13 protein-coding genes are annotated in these 16,379 nt (G+C 68.1%); 3 read left to right on the forward strand and 10 right to left on the reverse strand.

Features of this window, described 5'->3' with window-relative positions:
• Positions 1-46: 46 nt before the first annotated feature.
• The 7 genes from pobA to KZX46_RS07365 all read right to left on the reverse strand — a co-directional run bounded on the left by pobA (position 47) and on the right by KZX46_RS07365 (position 6,519).
• On the reverse strand, positions 47-1,207 hold the full coding sequence (gene pobA, locus KZX46_RS07335; RefSeq protein WP_219776053.1) for a 4-hydroxybenzoate 3-monooxygenase: 1,161 nt from the start codon (positions 1,205-1,207) through the stop codon (positions 47-49).
• A complete protein-coding gene (locus tag KZX46_RS07340) occupies positions 1,204-2,166 on the reverse strand; it encodes a Gfo/Idh/MocA family oxidoreductase (protein ID WP_219776054.1) in 963 nt (320 codons plus the stop codon). The genes pobA and KZX46_RS07340 overlap by 4 nt, the downstream gene beginning before the upstream one ends.
• A complete protein-coding gene (locus tag KZX46_RS07345; protein ID WP_219776055.1) occupies positions 2,163-3,005 on the reverse strand; it encodes a class III extradiol dioxygenase subunit beta in 843 nt (280 codons plus the stop codon). Before KZX46_RS07345 ends, KZX46_RS07340 begins: the two co-directional genes overlap by 4 nt.
• Entirely contained in the window at positions 3,005-3,457 is a 453-nt protein-coding gene (gene ligA / locus KZX46_RS07350) for a protocatechuate 4,5-dioxygenase subunit alpha (protein WP_216710231.1), read from the reverse strand. The genes KZX46_RS07345 and ligA overlap by 1 nt, the downstream gene beginning before the upstream one ends.
• Complete coding sequence (locus KZX46_RS07355) at positions 3,454-4,479, reverse strand: amidohydrolase family protein (RefSeq protein WP_219776056.1); 1,026 nt, start codon at positions 4,477-4,479, stop codon at positions 3,454-3,456. Before KZX46_RS07355 ends, ligA begins: the two co-directional genes overlap by 4 nt.
• Entirely contained in the window at positions 4,476-5,303 is an 828-nt protein-coding gene (locus KZX46_RS07360) for an NAD(P)-dependent oxidoreductase (RefSeq protein WP_219776057.1), read from the reverse strand. The genes KZX46_RS07355 and KZX46_RS07360 overlap by 4 nt, the downstream gene beginning before the upstream one ends.
• Before the next feature lie 64 nt (positions 5,304-5,367).
• Complete coding sequence (locus tag KZX46_RS07365; protein ID WP_219776058.1) at positions 5,368-6,519, reverse strand: LysR family transcriptional regulator; 1,152 nt, start codon at positions 6,517-6,519, stop codon at positions 5,368-5,370.
• A 98-nt stretch (positions 6,520-6,617) separates the two neighbouring features.
• On the opposite strand from KZX46_RS07365, the gene ligK reads away from it, so the two are divergent.
• The 3 genes from ligK to KZX46_RS07380 are packed head-to-tail and all read left to right on the forward strand — an operon-like array spanning position 6,618 to position 9,239.
• Positions 6,618-7,292, forward strand: a complete 675-nt coding sequence (gene ligK, locus KZX46_RS07370; RefSeq protein ID WP_219776059.1) for a 4-carboxy-4-hydroxy-2-oxoadipate aldolase/oxaloacetate decarboxylase — start codon at positions 6,618-6,620, stop codon at positions 7,290-7,292.
• Positions 7,285-8,352, forward strand: coding sequence for a 4-oxalomesaconate tautomerase (locus tag KZX46_RS07375; protein WP_226896155.1), 1,068 nt, complete (start codon positions 7,285-7,287; stop codon positions 8,350-8,352). The genes ligK and KZX46_RS07375 overlap by 8 nt, the downstream gene beginning before the upstream one ends.
• Complete coding sequence (locus KZX46_RS07380; RefSeq protein ID WP_219776060.1) at positions 8,349-9,239, forward strand: amidohydrolase; 891 nt, start codon at positions 8,349-8,351, stop codon at positions 9,237-9,239. The genes KZX46_RS07375 and KZX46_RS07380 overlap by 4 nt, the downstream gene beginning before the upstream one ends.
• A gap of 55 nt (positions 9,240-9,294) precedes the next feature.
• Here the strand turns inward: KZX46_RS07380 and KZX46_RS07385 are convergent, their stop codons facing one another.
• The 3 genes from KZX46_RS07385 to KZX46_RS07395 all read right to left on the reverse strand — a co-directional run bounded on the left by KZX46_RS07385 (position 9,295) and on the right by KZX46_RS07395 (position 16,352).
• Positions 9,295-11,931, reverse strand: coding sequence for a TonB-dependent receptor (locus KZX46_RS07385; protein WP_219776061.1), 2,637 nt, complete (start codon positions 11,929-11,931; stop codon positions 9,295-9,297).
• Positions 11,932-12,174: 243 nt separating this feature from the next.
• Positions 12,175-12,834 (reverse strand): L,D-transpeptidase, encoded by a 660-nt coding sequence (locus KZX46_RS07390; RefSeq protein WP_226896156.1) that lies wholly within the window; start codon positions 12,832-12,834, stop codon positions 12,175-12,177.
• A gap of 5 nt (positions 12,835-12,839) precedes the next feature.
• Positions 12,840-16,352, reverse strand: a complete 3,513-nt coding sequence (locus tag KZX46_RS07395) for an MBG domain-containing protein (protein ID WP_219776062.1) — start codon at positions 16,350-16,352, stop codon at positions 12,840-12,842.
• Positions 16,353-16,379: the final 27 nt, after the last annotated feature.

The raw sequence follows: 16,379 nt of genomic DNA on the forward strand, positions 1-16,379 counted from the left end.
ATCGGACTTTAGTCGCGAGTTTGGTCGCCAGGGTTGCGGCAAAAGGTCAAAGCGGCAGGCCGACGTAATTCTCGGCGATGCTCGCCTGCGCCGCCGCCGAGGTCGCGATATAGTCGAGTTCGGCGTGCTGCATCCGGCGCTCGAACGGTCCGGCGTCGGGAAAGCGGTGCATCAGCGACGTCAGATACCAGCTGAAGCGCTCGGTCTTCCAGATGCGGCGGAGCGCGCGCGCCGAATAACCGTCGACCCCGGCGGTGTCGCCGCGCGCGAACCAGCCGATCAGCGCCTCGGATAGATAGACGATGTCCGACGCGGCGAGGTTCAGCCCCTTCGCGCCGGTCGGCGGGACGATGTGCGCGGCGTCGCCGGCGAGGAACAGCCGCCCGCGCCGCATCGGCTCCGAGACGAACGAGCGCAGCGGCGCAATCGACTTCTCGATCGACGGGCCGCGGGTGACGCCACGCGCGATGTCGGGGCCGAGGCGGGTTTCGAGTTCATCCCAGAACCGGTCGTCGGACCAGTCTTCGACGCGCTCGTCGTTGCCGACCTGGACATAATAGCGGCTGCGCGTCGGCGAGCGCATCGAGGCGAGGGCGAACCCGCGGTCGTGGCTCGCGTAGACGACCTCGTGGTGGCACGGCGCGACGTCTGCAAGGACGCCGAGCCAGCCGAACGGGTAGGCGCGGTCGCAATATGTGCCGCCGATCGCAGCGCGCGACGGGCCGTGGAAGCCGTCGCATCCGGCGATGACGTCGCATTCGATCGTCTGCGCGACGCCGTCGACGGTGAAGGTCAGCGACGGGTGGTCGCTGTCGACGTCGTGGAGCGCGACGTCGCCCGCCTCCCAGACGATGTCGAGCCCGGCGGCGGGGGCGGCGTCGATCAGGTCGCGGGTGATCTCGGTCTGGCCGTAGGCGGTGACGTGCTTGCCGGTCGAGCCGACGATGTCGACCGGGATCACCGCGCCGTCGTTGACGAGGGTGAGCCCGTCGTGGGGCAAGCCCTCGACCTTGAGCCGCGCGTCGAGGCCGAGCCGCGCGAGCAAGTCGGTCATCGTCGCTTCGAGGATTCCCGCGCGGATGCGCGATTCAACGCGTACCTGGCTGGTCCGCTCGACGACGATGCACGCAATCCCGGCCTGGCGCAGCGAATGGCCGAGGAGGAGTCCCGCCGGACCGGCACCGACGATCGCGACCTGGGTCTTCAAGCGAACGATCGCTCGCCGGATGTCGCCAGCTGCTTTTCGAGCGCGTCGAGGACGCGGTAGCACGGCAGCACCTGCGCGACGCTGCTGTTCGGCTCGCGGCCCTCGCGGATCGCGGCGATGAACTCGCGGTCCTGAAGCTCGATGCCGTTGACCGATACGTCGACCTTCGACACGTCGACCGGCACGTCCTTGCCGGTGAACAGGTCGTCGTAGCGCGCGAGCCACGTCCCGGTGTCGCCGATGTAGCGGAAGAAAGTGCCGAGCGGCCCGTCGTTGTTGAAGCTCAGCGACAGCGTGCAGATCGCGCCGCTTTCGCTTTTCAACTGGATCGACATGTCCATCGCGATGCCGAGTTCGGGATGAAGCGGCCCGGCGAGCGCGTTCGCGGCGACGATCGGCCCCGCCTGATACGCGAACAGGTCGACGGTATGCGCTGCGTGGTGCCACAACAGATGGTCGGTCCACGACCGAGCCTCGCCCTTGGCGTTGATGTTGCGGCGACGGAAGAAATACGTCTGGACGTCCATCTGCTGGAGGTTGAGCTCGCCCTTCGCGATCAGCCCGTGGATATACTGGTGGCTCGGATTGAACCGCCGCGTGTGCCCGACCATGCACGTCAGCCCGGTCGCCTGCGCCTTGGCCAGCACCGCCTCGGCGTCGGCGAGGCTGTCGGCGAGCGGGATCTCGACCTCGACATGCTTGCCCGCGTCCATGCACTGGATCGCCTGCGCGGCGTGCATCTGCGTCGGGGTGCACAGGATGACCGCGTCGACGTCATCGCGTGCGAGCGTCTCGGCCAGATCGGTCGTCGCATGGTCGATGCCGTACTTCGCCGCGATCGCCTGCGTCGGCTCGAGGTTCCGCCCGACGAGCGAGGTCACCGTCACCCCGTCGATCAGCTTGAGCCCGTCGAGGTGCTTCTCCCCGAACGCCCCGGCCCCGGCGAGCGCGATCCTCACGACGTCTTCTCCAGGACCATGTGGCCGACGGCGGTGTTCGACGCCGGGACGCGGTAAAAGCGGTGAAGCTCGCGGATATCGGCACCGAGTGCGCCGCGCATGATCAACCACATCACCAGCTCGATCCCCTCCGACCCGGCTTCGCGCAGATACTCGATATGCTGCATCGTCCGCAGCCGCTCGGGATCGGCGGTCAGGTCGTCGAGGAATTCGTTGTCGAAGGTCTTGTTGATCAGCCCGGCGCGCGGGCCCTGCAACTGGTGGCTCATCCCGCCGGTGCCCCAGATCTGGACGTTGAGATCCTCGGGGTACGACTCGACCGCCCGCGCGATCGCCTCGCCGAGCCGCCAGCAGCGGTTGCCGGTCGGCGGCGGATACTGGACGACGTTGACCGCTAGCGGAATGACCTTGCACGGCCACGCCGCGGGCTGGCCGAACATCAGCGTCAGCGGCACCGTCAGGCCGTGGTCGACGTCCATCTTGTTGACGATCGTCAGGTCGAATTCGTCGAGGATGCACGACTGCGCGATGTGCCACGCAAGGTCGGCATGGCCCTCGACGACGGGGACCGGGCGCGGGCCCCAGCCCTCGTCGGCGGGTTGGAAGCTGTCGGCGCAGCCGATCGCGAAGGTCGGGATCATCTCGAGGCTGAACGCGCTCGCATGGTCGTTGTAGACGAGGATGACGACGTCGGGCTTTTCCGCCTTGAGCCACGCCTTGGTCCAGTCGAACCCGGCGAACACCGGCGCCCAATACGGCTCGGCGGTCTTGCCGTTATCGACGGCGGCGCCGATCGCGGGGATGTGGCTGGCGGCGATGCCGGCGGTAAGGCGGGCCATCAGATCGTGCTCCCGGTCGTCTCGGCGGCCTCGGCAGCAACTGCGGCGAGCGCCGCGTCGCGCTTCGACCGCAGCCCCTCGGGCGAGCGGCCACCGGCAATCATCATTTCGTTGTGCGCGTCGACGCTTGCCCCGGTCATCGTGCTGACCGCCTGGACGAAGCTCTGGCCGTCGGTCGAGAAGATCTTGGCGAGAAAATAGATGTTGCCGCCCTCGTCGATCGCCGCGTTGTAATCGCGCGTCAGGACTGCGCTACGCTGCGCCGGGGTCAGCTGCCAGTCGTCGAGATACGCCGCTTCGTCGGCCTTGAAGCGCGCGCGATTGTCGGCCTTCATCAGCGACATGCAGAACTGGTTGAGGTGATACCCCTTGCGGCTGCGCGCGGCGGTGAAGACGCGCGTGCCGGGGATATCCTCGAGCTCGGCGAGATAGGCGTGGATATCGGTCGTCATTGTCCGCGGGCCTTTAGTTGCGCATCGAGGCGCGGGAAGACGCGGCGGGCGTTGCCCTCGTAGACCGCTTGGCGGGTCGCATTGTCGATTGGCAGCGCGTCGACGTAGCGCTTGGTGTCGTCAAAATAATATCCGGTTTCGGGATCGATCCCGCGGACCGCGCCGACCATCTCCGACCCAAACAGGATGTTCTTCGGATCGATCACCTCGAACAAAAGATCGATGCCCGGCTGGTGGTAGACGCAGGTGTCGAAGAAGACGTTGTGCATGACATGATCGGCGAGGCGCGGCTTCTTGAGCATGTCGGCGAGGCCGCGATACCGTCCCCAATGGTACGGCACCGCGCCGCCGCCATGGGGGATGATGAACTTGAGCGTCGGGAAGTCGGCGAACAAATCGCCTTCGAGGAACTGCATGAAGGCGATCGTGTCGGCGGCGAGGTAATAGGCGCCGGTCGCGTGGAGCCCCGGATTGCACGACCCCGAGACGTGGACCATCGCGGGGACGTCGAGCTCGACCATCTTCTCGTAGAACGGATACCACGCCCGGTCGGTCAGCGGCGGCGAGGTGAAGTGACCGCCGCCCGGATCGGGGTTGAGGTTGCAGCCGACGAAGCCCAACTCGACGACGCAGCGCTCGAGCTCGGCGATGCTCGCGGCCATGTCGGCGTGGGGCGACTGCGGCAGCTGGCAGACGCCGATGAAGGTCTCGGGGTAAAGTGCGACGACGCGCGCGATCAGGTCGTTGCACGCGCGGCTCCACGCCAGCGACACGCCCGCGTCGCCGACGTGCGGGGCCATGACCGAGGCGCGCGGTGAGAAGATCGTCATGTCGGCGCCGCGCTCGCGCAGCAGGCGGAGCTGGTTGTCCTCGACCGAGGCGCGCAGCTCGTTGTCGGAGATATACGGATATGGCGGGGCCTCGGTCCCCGCCTTCCACGCGGCGACCTGCTCCTTGCGCCATGCGTCGTGCGCGGGCGGCGCGGTCGTGTAGTGGCCGTGGCAGTCGATGGTCAGCGTCATGCGGCACATTGCCTTTGGTCGGGGTCGATCAGCGCGAGTTTCGCGGCGAGACCGGCGGGGTTCGAGCCCGTTGCGCCGAGTTCGCGCTGGCGGGCGGCGGTGCCGCGGCTCATCACCGGGTCGATGCCGAGATCGGTCAGAGTCGCGACGACCTCGTCCATCTCGTCGGCGCGGCGGGTGCCGTGGGCGAGCATCCGGTCGAGGTTATAATCGGCCTTCGCCGCCCAGTCGGGGCCGAGCGAAGCGACGACCTCGCCGGTGACCCCGGCGCGGTGCGCGGCGAGCAGGCATTCGGCGGTCAGCGCCTCGATCCCCTTGACCATCACCGACCGGACCATCTTGATCGCCGCGGCGCTGCCAACCGCCCCGGCGACGACGCGAAGCGCGGTGAACCCGGCGGCGGCGAGCGCGTCGAGGGCGGCGGCGGCGTGGTCCCCGGCGAGCAGGATCGGCACGTCGCGACGCTTCGGGTGGACCGGGGCCATCACCGCGCAGTCGACATAGCGCCCGCCCGCGTCGTCGATCGCGGCGGCGGCGGCGCGCTTCGTTGCGGGCGACACCGAATTCATGTCGCACCACAGGCTGCCCGGCGTCAGATGCAGCGCCGCGTCGCGCGCGGCGGCGAGCGCCGAACTCGCGGTGACGAGGCTGAGGATCAGCGGCGCGTCGGCAACAGCGGCGGCGTTGTCGCCCATCGCGGTGACGCCTGACTGCGCGAAATCGGCACCGCGCCCGGCGATGTCGTAGCCGCGCGCCGCCCAGCCGGCTCCGCTCGCAAACGCCTGCGCCGCTTCGCCGAAGCCGATGAGGGAGACCGGGACCACGGCGATCCGCCTGCTCGCTGCGGCGGCGAAGGGCCAATCGCAATCCGATCGCCGGTATAACTTCCTACGAAGTCTGTGCCGCCGTCGCGATCGCCTGGTCGATGAACGCGCGCTGGTCGGGGGTCGGGATCCACCCCGTCCGCGCGGTCAGCCCGATCGTCCGCAGCGTCCCCGCCGGCGACCCGCCGACCGTCGCCAGCAGCCCGGCGGCGAGTTCGACCGCGACCTGGTCGGGCGACAGCATCGTCAGGCAGTCGCTGTCGAGGAGCAGCCCGCGGATGAGGATGACCGAGCCGCATTCGATCGACACGCGGGGGACGGCGACGCCGGCGCGGGTAAACATCGCCTCCCACATCGCGCGCAGCGGGGTGCCGCGCGCGGGGACGATCCACTCGAAGCTAGCCAGTTGCGCGGTCGTGTGCGGGGCGTCGGCGAGCGGGTGCCCGGCGCGGCCGATGATCACCGGATGGTCGCGGAACAGCGGCGTCTGGACGAGGTCGGGCCCCGGCACCGGATCGCGCAGCGCGCCGATCAGCAGGTCGAGTTCACCGTCGCGCAACGGCTCGATCAGCTCGGCGTGCGACCCCTCGGCGATGACGATCTCGACGTGCGGGAAGGCGCGATGATACGCCGCGACGATCGCCGGGAGCACCCGCGCGCGCGGCAGCGGCATCGCCCCGATCGCGATCCGCCCCCGGGCGAGCCCCTGCAACCCCTCGAGTTCGGCGATCCCGGCGGCGAGTTCGGCGAGCGCGAGACGGAACCCGCGCGCGATCCTCGAGCCCCCCGCCGTCAGCACCAGCCCGCGCCCGCGCCGGTCGACCAGCGACCGCCCGAGCGCGAGCGACAGGTCGCGGACCGCGCGGTGGAGCGACGGCTGCGCGAGGCCCGTCGCCGCGCTCGCGCTGACATAGCTGCCGCCGCGCGCCACCGCGACGAACGCGGTCAGCTGCGCCATCGTCACCCGGCGGCTCGCGACATGGACCAGCGCCGCCTCGACCCGCGGCGCAAACCCCCGCGCCGCCGCCGTCGCGGTCATCCCGCCGGGGTGGCGGTTGAACAGCGCGACGCCGAGCTGGTGCTCGAGCCGGGCCAGGCCCTGCGTCACCGCCGGCTGGGTCAGGTTCGCCGCCGCCGCCGCCGCGCTGACGCTGCCGAGCCGGACGATCGCGGCGAAGACGTCGAGGTGGCGAAGGTTAAGGCGGTCGGGCTCCATGCCTGTCGATTAGCATGAACTTATGCGAAAGCCGCAACTGTGACTGGCGGCGGCGGCTGTGGCGGCGGCACGGGGAAGGCCGTCTTATGGAGCGACAGATGACCGGACTCGTCAAACGCCAGATCGAGCGCGCCGACCCCGCCGTCATCGACGCGCTCGGCGCGTGCGGGGTCGCCACCGTCCACGAATCGCAGGGCCGCACCGGCCTCCTCGCCAGCCGCCTGCGCCCGATCTACGCGGGTGCGCGCATCGCCGGGTCGGCGGTGACGATCAGCGCGCCGCCGGGCGACAACTGGATGCTCCACGTTGCGATCGAGCTCGTCCAGCCCGGCGACATCATCGTCCTGTCGCCGACCAGCCCGTGCGAGGACGGCTATTTTGGCGACCTGCTGGCGACCTCGGCGATGGCGCGCGGGTGTCGCGGGCTGATCATCGACGCCGGGGTCCGCGACGTCCGCGACCTCACCGAAATGGGTTTTCCGGTGTGGTCGAAAGCGGTCTTCGCGCAGGGGACGATCAAGACCTCGCTCGGTTCGGTCAACGTGCCGATCGTCTGCGCCGGGGCGGCGATCATGCCCGGCGACGTCATCATCGCCGACGACGACGGGGTGTGCGTCGTCCCGCGCGAACAGGCGGCGACGGTCCTCGCCGCCGCGCAGAAACGGGAGGCGAACGAGGGCGACAAGCGCAACCGGCTCGCAGGCGGCGAACTCGGGCTCGACATGTACGATATGCGCGGCAAGCTCGCGGCACTGGGGCTGACTTATGTCTGATGTGGTCCCCGGCGGCGTCCGCTGCATGTGGCTGCGCGGCGGAACGTCGAAGGGCGGCTATTTCCTCAGCCACGACCTCCCCGCCGATAGCGCCACGCGCGACGCTTTCCTGCTTCGCTTCATGGGCTCGCCCGACCCGCGCCAGATCGACGGCATGGGCGGCGCCGATCCGCTAACGAGCAAGGTCGCGGTGGTTTCGCGATCGGAGCGCCCGGGCGTCGACGTCGACTATCTGTTCCTCCAGGTCTTCGTCGATAAGGCGATCGTCACCGACGCACAGAATTGCGGCAACATCCTTGCCGGGGTCGGGCCGTTCGCGATCGAGCGCGGGCTCGTCGCGGCGGCGGGAGAAACGACGCGGGTCGCGATCTTCATGGTCAACACCGGGCAGGTCGCGGTGGCGACGGTCGCGACGCCCGGCGGTGTCGTGACCTATGCCGGCGACGCCCGGATCGACGGCGTCCCCGGGACCGCGGCGTCGATCCCGCTGGTCTTCACCGATACCGCCGGATCGAGCTGCGGCGCGCTGCTGCCGACGGGCAATGCGGTCGACACGATCGACGGCGTCGCGTGCACGCTGATCGACAACGGCATGCCGTGCATCGTCATCGCCGCCGCCGATGTCGGCGCGACCGGCTATGAGAGCCGCGAGGAGCTCGACGCCAACGATGCGGTCAAGGCGCAAATCGAGAAGGTCCGGCTGATCGCGGGGCCGATGATGAGCCTGGGCGACGTTGCCGACAAATCGGTGCCGAAGATGATGCTCGTCGCCGCGCCGGTGAACGGCGGCGCGGTCACCGTCCGAAGCTTCATCCCCAAGCGCGCGCACGCCTCGATCGGCGTCCTCGGCGCGGTCAGCGTCGCCACCGCGTGCCTGATCCCCGGAACCCCCGCCGCCGCGGTCGCGGTCGTGCCCGAGGGGTTGAGCAAGACGCTGTCGGTCGAGCACCCGAGCGGCGAGACGAGCTGCGTCCTCGAAACCGATGCCGCCGGCGCGGTGGTCAGCGCGGGCGTCCTCCGCACCGCACGCAAATTGATGGACGGGACGGTGTTCGGATGACTGGGCTAATCGAGTCGGCGCGAATCAAGTCGTGGACCGATACGCCGTCGCGGCCCGCTTGGACCCCGCCGCCGGGCGCGGTCGATGCGCATGTCCATGTCTTCGGCCCCGAGGCGCTTTTCCCGTTCAGCCCGAAGGCGAAGTACCTGCCGCAGGATGCGACCCCCGAGATGCTGTTCGCGTTGCGCGATAGCCTCGGCTTCGCGCGCAACGTCATCGTCCAGGCGAGCTGCCACGGCACCGATAACGCAGCGACGCTCGACGGCATCGCCCGGTCGAACGGCACGGCGCGCGGCGTCGCGGTGGTCGATCCGGCGATCTCGGACGCCGAACTCGCCCGTCTCCATGCCGGGGGCATCCGCGGGGTCCGCTTCAACTTCCTCAAGCGCCTCGTCGACCATGCGCCGAAGGACGCCTTCCTCGCGCTGGCGCAGCGGATCGCCCCGCTCGGCTGGCACGTCGTCGTCTATTTCGAGGCCGACCTGCTGACCGAACTTACGCCGTTCCTCGCCGCGATCCCGACCGTCGTCGTCGTCGACCACCTCGGCCGCCCCGACATCGGGCAGGGACCGGGGGGTGCCGACATCAGCGCCTTCGTCGCTTTGCTCGACGCCCAGCCGCATGTGTGGGCGAAGGTGTCGGGGGCCGACCGGCTATCGGTCACCGGCGCGCCGTACGACGACTTCGTCGCGGTCGTCCGCCCGGTCGTCGAACGCTTCCCCGATCGCGTGTTGTGGGGAACCGACTGGCCGCATCCGAACATGGAAAACAACATCCCCGACGACGGCGCTTTGGTAGATGTCGTGCCGCGGATAGCGGTCAGTGCGCAGCTCCAGCAGAAGCTGCTGGTTGCAAATCCCGATCGACTATATTGGCTCGACGCCTGAAGGGCTCACACGCACAAATTAAGCGAGTTAGCCCTTCAGAACCGTCGACAAAGCGTTAGTATTTAACGCGCAGCGTCCCACCGAACGTGCGCGGCGCCCCCAGGAACGCATCGAGCACGCCAGTTGCGTTCGTCGGGACGTTCTGGAAACCCGAGTTGAACGCGACCTGCTGGTAGTTCGTATTGAGCAGGTTTTCGGCCCAGATTTCGGCACTGAACCGGCCGTCCTTGGGTCCAAACGCGACGCGGCCGTTGGCGACGACATAGCCCGACTGGTACTTGCCGGGGTCGAGGTCCGACCCGGTGTTGTAGCCCGACGAGTATTTCGCGCCGAGGTTGAGGCGGGCGACGTAGTTGTTGCCGACTTCGACCGAGTAAGTCCCCGACAGCGACGCCGACCACAGTGGCGCGAGCGAAACGCGCGAGTGCTCGCCGCCGAGGTAGCCGGTCTGCGCCTGAAGCGTAGCAAGCTGCCCATCATTCAGGTCGTAGCGCGTGTCGGCGTAGGTCACGCCGCCCTGAACGCTGAACGCCTTCGACGCCAGCCAAACGAAGTCGGCGTCGACGCCCTTGCTGATCACCTGCGGCACCGAGGTCACGACAAACACCAACCCAGTGAAGGTGTTGAGCTGGAAGCCCTGATACTTCTGGTAAAAGGCGGTGGCGTTCAACAGCACCTTGCGGTCGAACAGCGTCGCCTTTTCGCCGATCTCGTACGAGTCGTTGGTTTCCTTGGCGAAGCCAGTGTTGAGGATCGGCGTGACCACCGCTACGCTGCCCGGGGCGCAACCGGCGGTACCGACGGTGCACTCGACGCGATCGAGGTTGAAGCCGCCCGCCTTATAGCCGCGGGCGTAGGACGCATACAGCAGCAGCTCGCGATTGAGCCTATAGGCGAGCTTGGCCGTCCCCGACGGGACGTTCTCCTCGCGCGTCTGGTTATTAATGAAGTTATTGTAGCCGGGGCTGAGGAACGGCAGGCAAAGCGTGCCGTTGACCGCCGCGAGTTGTGCCGCCGCCGCCGGGTTGACCCCGTTGAGAATGCCGAACGCCGCGTTAGCCGCGCCGCAGCCTGCACCGTTCCCGATGTTGTTGCTGACCGCGTTGAGCTTCTTGTCGTCGAGCGTGTAGCGCACGCCGACGTTCAGGCTGAGCTGATCGGTGATGTGCAGCGTGTCGTCGCTGAACAGCGCATAAGTGTCGTCGCGCTGGCGGTAACGGTCGACCGAGCCCGAGCCGGCGGCGAAGTTGACGCCGCGAACGAACGGAAACGTCAGGCCGGTCTGGAGGAAGGTCGCGTCGGGCTTGCCCTCGACCAGCGACGAGAACAACAGGCTGAGGTACGGCGTGAACTGGCTGCCGACGAGGACGCTCGTGTTCTGGCGCAGCTTTTCATCGGCGAAGAAGGCTCCGACGAGATAGTCGAGCTTGCCCGCGGTCCCGGCGTAGCGGACCTCTTGGCTGAAGGTGCGGAACTGCGACGAATTGCTGTCGTCGCTGGGCAGGTAGTCGATGTCGGCAGTCGAGAAATCGGCGTCGAAACCGGCAGTGTTCTTCCAGTCGCGGTAGGCGCTGATCGACGTCAGGGTGCCCGGTCCGACATTCCAGTCGAATTGCGCCGAGATGCCACTGTCGTTGATCCGCTGGCCGTCGGGGCGATTGGCGTAGGCGTTGCGGTTGTACGGTGTCGCCGGATTGCCGTCGTTGCCACCGAGTGCCGCGACGAGGTTGTTGGCGAGGTTCGCGCCCGGGGCCTGGCTCGCGCGGGTGATGACGGCGATACAGCATGTCTCGTTGCGGTGCGAATGGTCGGCGATGATCCGCAGCTTGAAGTCGTCGCTCGGCGTGAACAACAACTGGCCGCGAACGGTGTAGAAGTTGCGGTTAGTATCCTCGGTCGCGGTGCGCGGACCGGGGCCGGTGTTGACGTTGAAATAGCCGTCGCGCTGGCGGTCGGCGAAATACAGGCTGGCCGCAAGCTTGTCGGTCACGATCGGTCCAGTAACCTGCGCCGCGCCGCCGATGGCACCATAGTTGCCGCCGGTCAGATCCGCGCTGGCACCGAAGGTAAACTCGGGCGGAGCAGTCAGGATGTTGATGACGCCGGCGGTCGCCGACTTGCCGAACAATGTTCCCTGCGGGCCCTTGAGGACCTCGATGCGGTCGACATCGCCGAGGTCGCCGAAGCCGACGCCGTTGCGCGAGCGGTAGACGCCGTCGATGACGATACCGACCGACGATTCGAGGCCGGGGTTATCGCCGACGGTGCCGACGCCGCGGATGCGCGCGGTCGTCGAGCCTTCGTTGGACGTCGAGGTGACGAGCAGGCCTGGCGTCAGGATCGCGAGATCCTTGATGTCCTTGACGCCGGTGTCCTGAAGCAGCTGGCGATTGATCGCGGTGACGACGATCGGCACATTCTGCAGGCTGTTGCTGCGCTTCTGCGCCGTGACGACGATTTCGTCGACGTTGCCACCCCCCGTCTGAGCGGGAGCGGTCTGCGAGACGCCGGCATTGCCGACCCCTGACTGGCCGACCCCAGTTGCCGTTGCAGCCGGTACAGCGTCGACGGCGACGGGTGGTTGAACAGGGGCTGGATTAGCCGCCGACTGAGCGGCAGCGGGCATGGCGATCAACCCAACGGCGAGCGCCGCAGTCGAAGCCGCGGCACGGAAACGGTACTGGTACGCCACTTGCGATTCCCCAATTGGTTCATCCGGCTCCATGGGCCGCTGGGGCACTGGGGCTTCTCATGGATTAAGCTGAGGGCGAGCGTCATAACCGATCGGGAGGACCCAGCAAGGACTCCCGAGACCAACGCCCAGCGTCAGAACGCCACATGCCGTCCAGCGACTGATAGCTTGCCGCAAGTGGTTAGCCTTGGAGAGGCAATTACCTATGCGGCGCCTGGACCGGCGGATGTGAGAACGGGATTCTCACGGCTGGCCGCTGGCGCGACCTGCGCCCATTCGAAAGACGTCGCGTAAAGGCCTAACCTCGGGCAGGATATAGACGATCCCACCTTTCGCGAAATCGGGCTGGACGACGTCGGTGAAGAACGCCGCCGGGATGTTAATGCAGCCATAGGATATGCGGTTGTCGTCAGGCGAAGGGGTGGCGAGCCGCTGGAGCCGGTGATCGGTCGGCGAACCTGGGACGACGGCATGCATCGAGATCGCCGCGGCGTAATCGATCCAGACGATGGCGTGGCCGGCGGCGTTGATGTCCGGCGCGGCCTCGAAGCGCCCGGCCGGCGTCGTGCGTTCTGCGGGCCGGATCGCCGAGAGCGGGCGCGTGCCGATGCCTGGCGAGCTGTCATCGCCGCGTGCCAGACCGAGCAACACCGGCGAACTGCCGATAAGCACACCACTGCTGTCGAAGACGAACAGTGAGGCATTGCGCTTGTCGACGATCGCAAAAGGCCGGTCGTGCGCGTCGCCCGAGGCGGCGATCCACCCCGCTACCGAACGGACCGCATCCGACGTGCCGGTTAACGGTGCGGCGGCGGCACCAGCGCCGATGGCGGCGGCGGCGGCGGCGAGCAGCAGTGAATGAGCGATGCGGCGCAGCGCCCGGACGGGGTGGGACGCGTTCACGCCGCCTAGTTCCGGTCCTGCTTGCGCGGCCGCATGACCGGAACGGCCGCAGGAACGGCGGGCACAACCGGGGCGGCGGCAGGCGTCACCGGCGTCGGATAGGGTAGTACGGGCTGCGGTGTGATCGTGGCATACTGGACGACGGGAACTCTGACGCCGCCGCCAAGCACGGCAAGCTCGACGCCAGCCGGCAGCGTGCCGCTTGCCACTGCGAGCGGCACGATGCCGCTTCCTGCCGCCAGCGCCTCGAATGTCGCCGTATCGGTAAGCACTCCGCCACCGGCGAATTGAGCGCCTTGTCCCGCGCCGCCGCCATTACCTGTCCCGCCGCCAGTGCCGGTCCCGCCCCCGGTACCCGTCCCGCCGCCTGTACCTGTCCCGCCACCAGTGCCGGTCCCGCCACCGGTGCCGGGTGTTGGCGTCGGCGTTGGCGTTGGTGTCGGCGTGGTGCTTGCAGCCGCGGTTACAGTCAGCGCGCCGCTGGTGTAGCTCGTCGTATAGTTGGTCGGGACATAGGTGCCGCCGGTGGCGTTGCCGGCGACGATCTCATACGGCGTGCCGCTCGCGGTGGCGGTGCTCGTCGCCCCGGGGCTCGACACGTCGACATGGGCAATCGTATCGCCGTTCTTCAATCCGGTGCTACTGAACTCGGTTCCGGCAAAGGTCAGCATGGTTCCGGCGACCTTGCTCGTGCTGTTTGCCGTGACGACGAGGCTCGCCGGGGTCACGGTCAGCGAACTGCCGACATAGCTCGTCGAATAATTCGCGGGGGTGTAGCTCCCGCCGACTGCACCCGCGACCGTGACGGGATACGGGCCGCCCGCGACCCCGGCGGTTGCCGCTGTCCCTGGGCTGGTCAGGGTCGCGCTGCCGACGCTCTCGCCGTTCTGGAGGCCGCTCGTGGTGAATTCGGACCCGGTATAGGTCAACGCGTCGCCATAGACCTTGCTCGTCGGGTTCGCGGTGATGACGAGCGCGGCTGGGGAGATCGCCAGCGTACCGTTGACGTAGGTCACGACGTAATTGGTCGGCACGAAGCTGCCCCCCGACCCGCCGCTCGGGGTGATCGCGTACGGGCTACCGGCGACGCTCGCGGTCGGCGCGGCGCCCGGGCTGGCCAGCGTCACCACGCCGACGACATCACCGTTGCGCAGGCCGCTGCTGGTGAATTCGGAACCGCTGAATGCGACCGTCTGGCCGTAGGTCTTGCTCGCGTTATTTGCGGTGATCGTCAGCGGCGCGGCGGCGACGGTCAGCACGCCGTTGACGTAGGTCGTGGTATAGTTCGACGCGCTGAAGCTGCCGCCGATCGCGTTGCTCGGCGTGATCGCGTACGGGCCGCCGGCCACGCTCGCGGTGGCGACGGTGCCGGGGCTGACCTCGGTGACGGTGCCGATCGTCTCGCCGTTGACGAGGCCGGTCGAGGTGAACTCCGAGCCGGTGAACCCCAGCGTGTCGCCGTAGGTCTTGCTCGCGTTGTTGGCGGTGACGATCAGCGGCGCGGGCGTGATCGACGCCGGGGTCACGCCCGCGGCGGCGAACAGCGCGTAGCGCGCCTGGTCGGCTCCGGCGAGGCCGACACCGGTGAATGTGACGGGCTTGAGCGTGCCGACATTGGCATTGTCAAAATTGCCGGTCCCGCCGCTGAGGCGGACATCGACTGCGCCGCCGACGGTCGGATCGCCGCGGAAGGTCAGCACCGCAGGGGTGGTGCCGTCGTAGATCTTGTCCTTGGCGGCGACGAACACCCACATGAACGCGGTGAAGCCGGTATACGCGTTCGGCGCGCCATAGCCGTTTTCGGGCGAGTAATAGATCGTCTTCGAGGTCGATGTGACCGGGAACAGCGAGCTTAGGTGAACGGTGCCGCCGGTCAGCCCGCCGCTGCCGTCGGAGTCGGCGACGAGCAGGACCGATCCACCCGCGCTCGCGGTGATCGCCTCGTTCTGGTTGATATCCTGGCCCGCGTTGATGTTGATCTGCGAGCCGAGCGCGCTCGCGGTGATCGCGGCGTTGAGCTCGGCATTGTGACCGGCGGTGATGATAAACTTCGAACCGGCGGTGCTCGCGGTGACGGCGGCGTTGATTAGGACGTCGTTGCCCGCACGCAGTTCGAGCGTCTGCGGCGTCGTCCACGTCACCGCGTCGGCGACGGTGATATTATGGTCGGCGATGATCAGCCGGTTCGAATTGGCGAGGCTCAGCGTTACCTGCGAGGGTGTCTCGTCGCCGCCGGCGGTCGCGATCAGATAGTCGACCGGGTCGAGCAGCCACAGGCCGGTGCTGCCATGTGCGGCAATGGTGCGGACAAGCGCGCTGCCGGCGATCGTGACGTGTGCGCCCGATGTCTCGACGAGTCCGCCGTTCCCGGACAGGCGCCCGCCGCGGGCCGAAATGGTCCCGGCGACGTCGGTCGCGCCGGCCGACCACAGGACAACACGGCCGCCGTTGCCGGTGGTGACGGCGTCGGCGGTGACGTTTGCCCCGGCTGCCATGTTGAGCGATGCCGCGTTGGCGATCGAAGGGTCGCTCCCGCGATAGCCGCCGCCGAGCGCGATCAAGCCGCCACCCGCGCTCCCCGATGCATCGACGGTGCCGGTGACGCTGACAGCATTGCCGGTCGCGACGATCGTGCCACCAGTGTCTGAAGCGGCAGTACCCGAGGCAGCGAGCGTTCCGCCAACCGAAACGATCCCATTCGCGGCGTCGCCGAGGAGCATGATTGTGCCGTTCCGCGTGCCGATCGAATTGGCCCGTATAACGCCGCTGTTGTTGACGGCGGTTTTGAGCAGGCCGCTCGCGCCACGCGCGGTCATTAAGACGTTGCCGCCGTCGGCGACGATCATGCCGCCGTTATCCGCCAACGCATCGACCGCGCCGCGATCGACCGTCACGGTAAGCAAGCCCTTCGCACCGATATCGAGTGTCGCGGCGGTCCCGGCGACAAGCGCGACCGAGCCGAGGCGCGCTGCAATGAGACCGGTATTGCTGACCTGTGCGCCGAGCAGGACGACGGTCCCGCCGTCGGCGACGATCCTCCCGCGATTGACGACGCTGCCGCCGCCCCCGGAGAAGCTGTAACGCCCCGCCATGAAGTCGCCGTCGGTGATCCCGAGGCTCGACGCGACCAGCCCCGCGACGTTGACCTGCGCGCTCTGGCTGAACAGCACCCCGTTCGGATTGACGATGAAGACCTTGCCGTTCGCGGTGAGGCTGCCGAGGATTGCAGTCGGGTCCTGACCGAGGACGCGGTTGAGCGCGACCGAATTGCTGTTCGGCTGGACGAAGCTGACGCCCTCGCCGCGACCGATGCCGAAGCTCTGCCAGTTGATCACGGCGTTCTGCGTCGATTGGTGGACCGTAAGCTGCGTCGGCGCGGCGGTAATCGTTGCGGCACCTGCCGCGACAGCGCCTCCGGTGGGCAAGGCGTGCACGCTGGTCGCGAAACCGGCGACCATCATGCTGCCGGCGAGTAGACGGGCGCGAACCGGGCGAACGCGACGGGACACGGTAAACATCGGACGCAACCTTTGCGACTGGGGGAG

Source organism: Polymorphobacter sp. PAMC 29334 (assembly GCF_019431245.1).
In the GTDB taxonomy this organism is placed as follows: Bacteria; Pseudomonadota; Alphaproteobacteria; order Sphingomonadales; family Sphingomonadaceae; genus Polymorphobacter_B; species Polymorphobacter_B megasporae.

Coding starts and splice junctions, on each gene's coding strand:
- ligK (WP_219776059.1), top strand. CDS start 6,618: ATGACCGGACTCGTCAAACGCCAGATCGAGCGCGCCGACCCCGCCGTC.
- KZX46_RS07365 (WP_219776058.1), bottom strand. CDS start 6,519: ATGGAGCCCGACCGCCTTAACCTTCGCCACCTCGACGTCTTCGCCGCG.
- KZX46_RS07380 (WP_219776060.1), top strand. CDS start 8,349: ATGACTGGGCTAATCGAGTCGGCGCGAATCAAGTCGTGGACCGATACG.
- ligA (WP_216710231.1), bottom strand. CDS start 3,457: ATGACGACCGATATCCACGCCTATCTCGCCGAGCTCGAGGATATCCCC.
- KZX46_RS07355 (WP_219776056.1), bottom strand. CDS start 4,479: ATGACGCTGACCATCGACTGCCACGGCCACTACACGACCGCGCCGCCC.
- KZX46_RS07345 (WP_219776055.1), bottom strand. CDS start 3,005: ATGGCCCGCCTTACCGCCGGCATCGCCGCCAGCCACATCCCCGCGATC.
- KZX46_RS07395 (WP_219776062.1), bottom strand. CDS start 16,352: ATGTTTACCGTGTCCCGTCGCGTTCGCCCGGTTCGCGCCCGTCTACTC.
- KZX46_RS07375 (WP_226896155.1), top strand. CDS start 7,285: ATGTCTGATGTGGTCCCCGGCGGCGTCCGCTGCATGTGGCTGCGCGGC.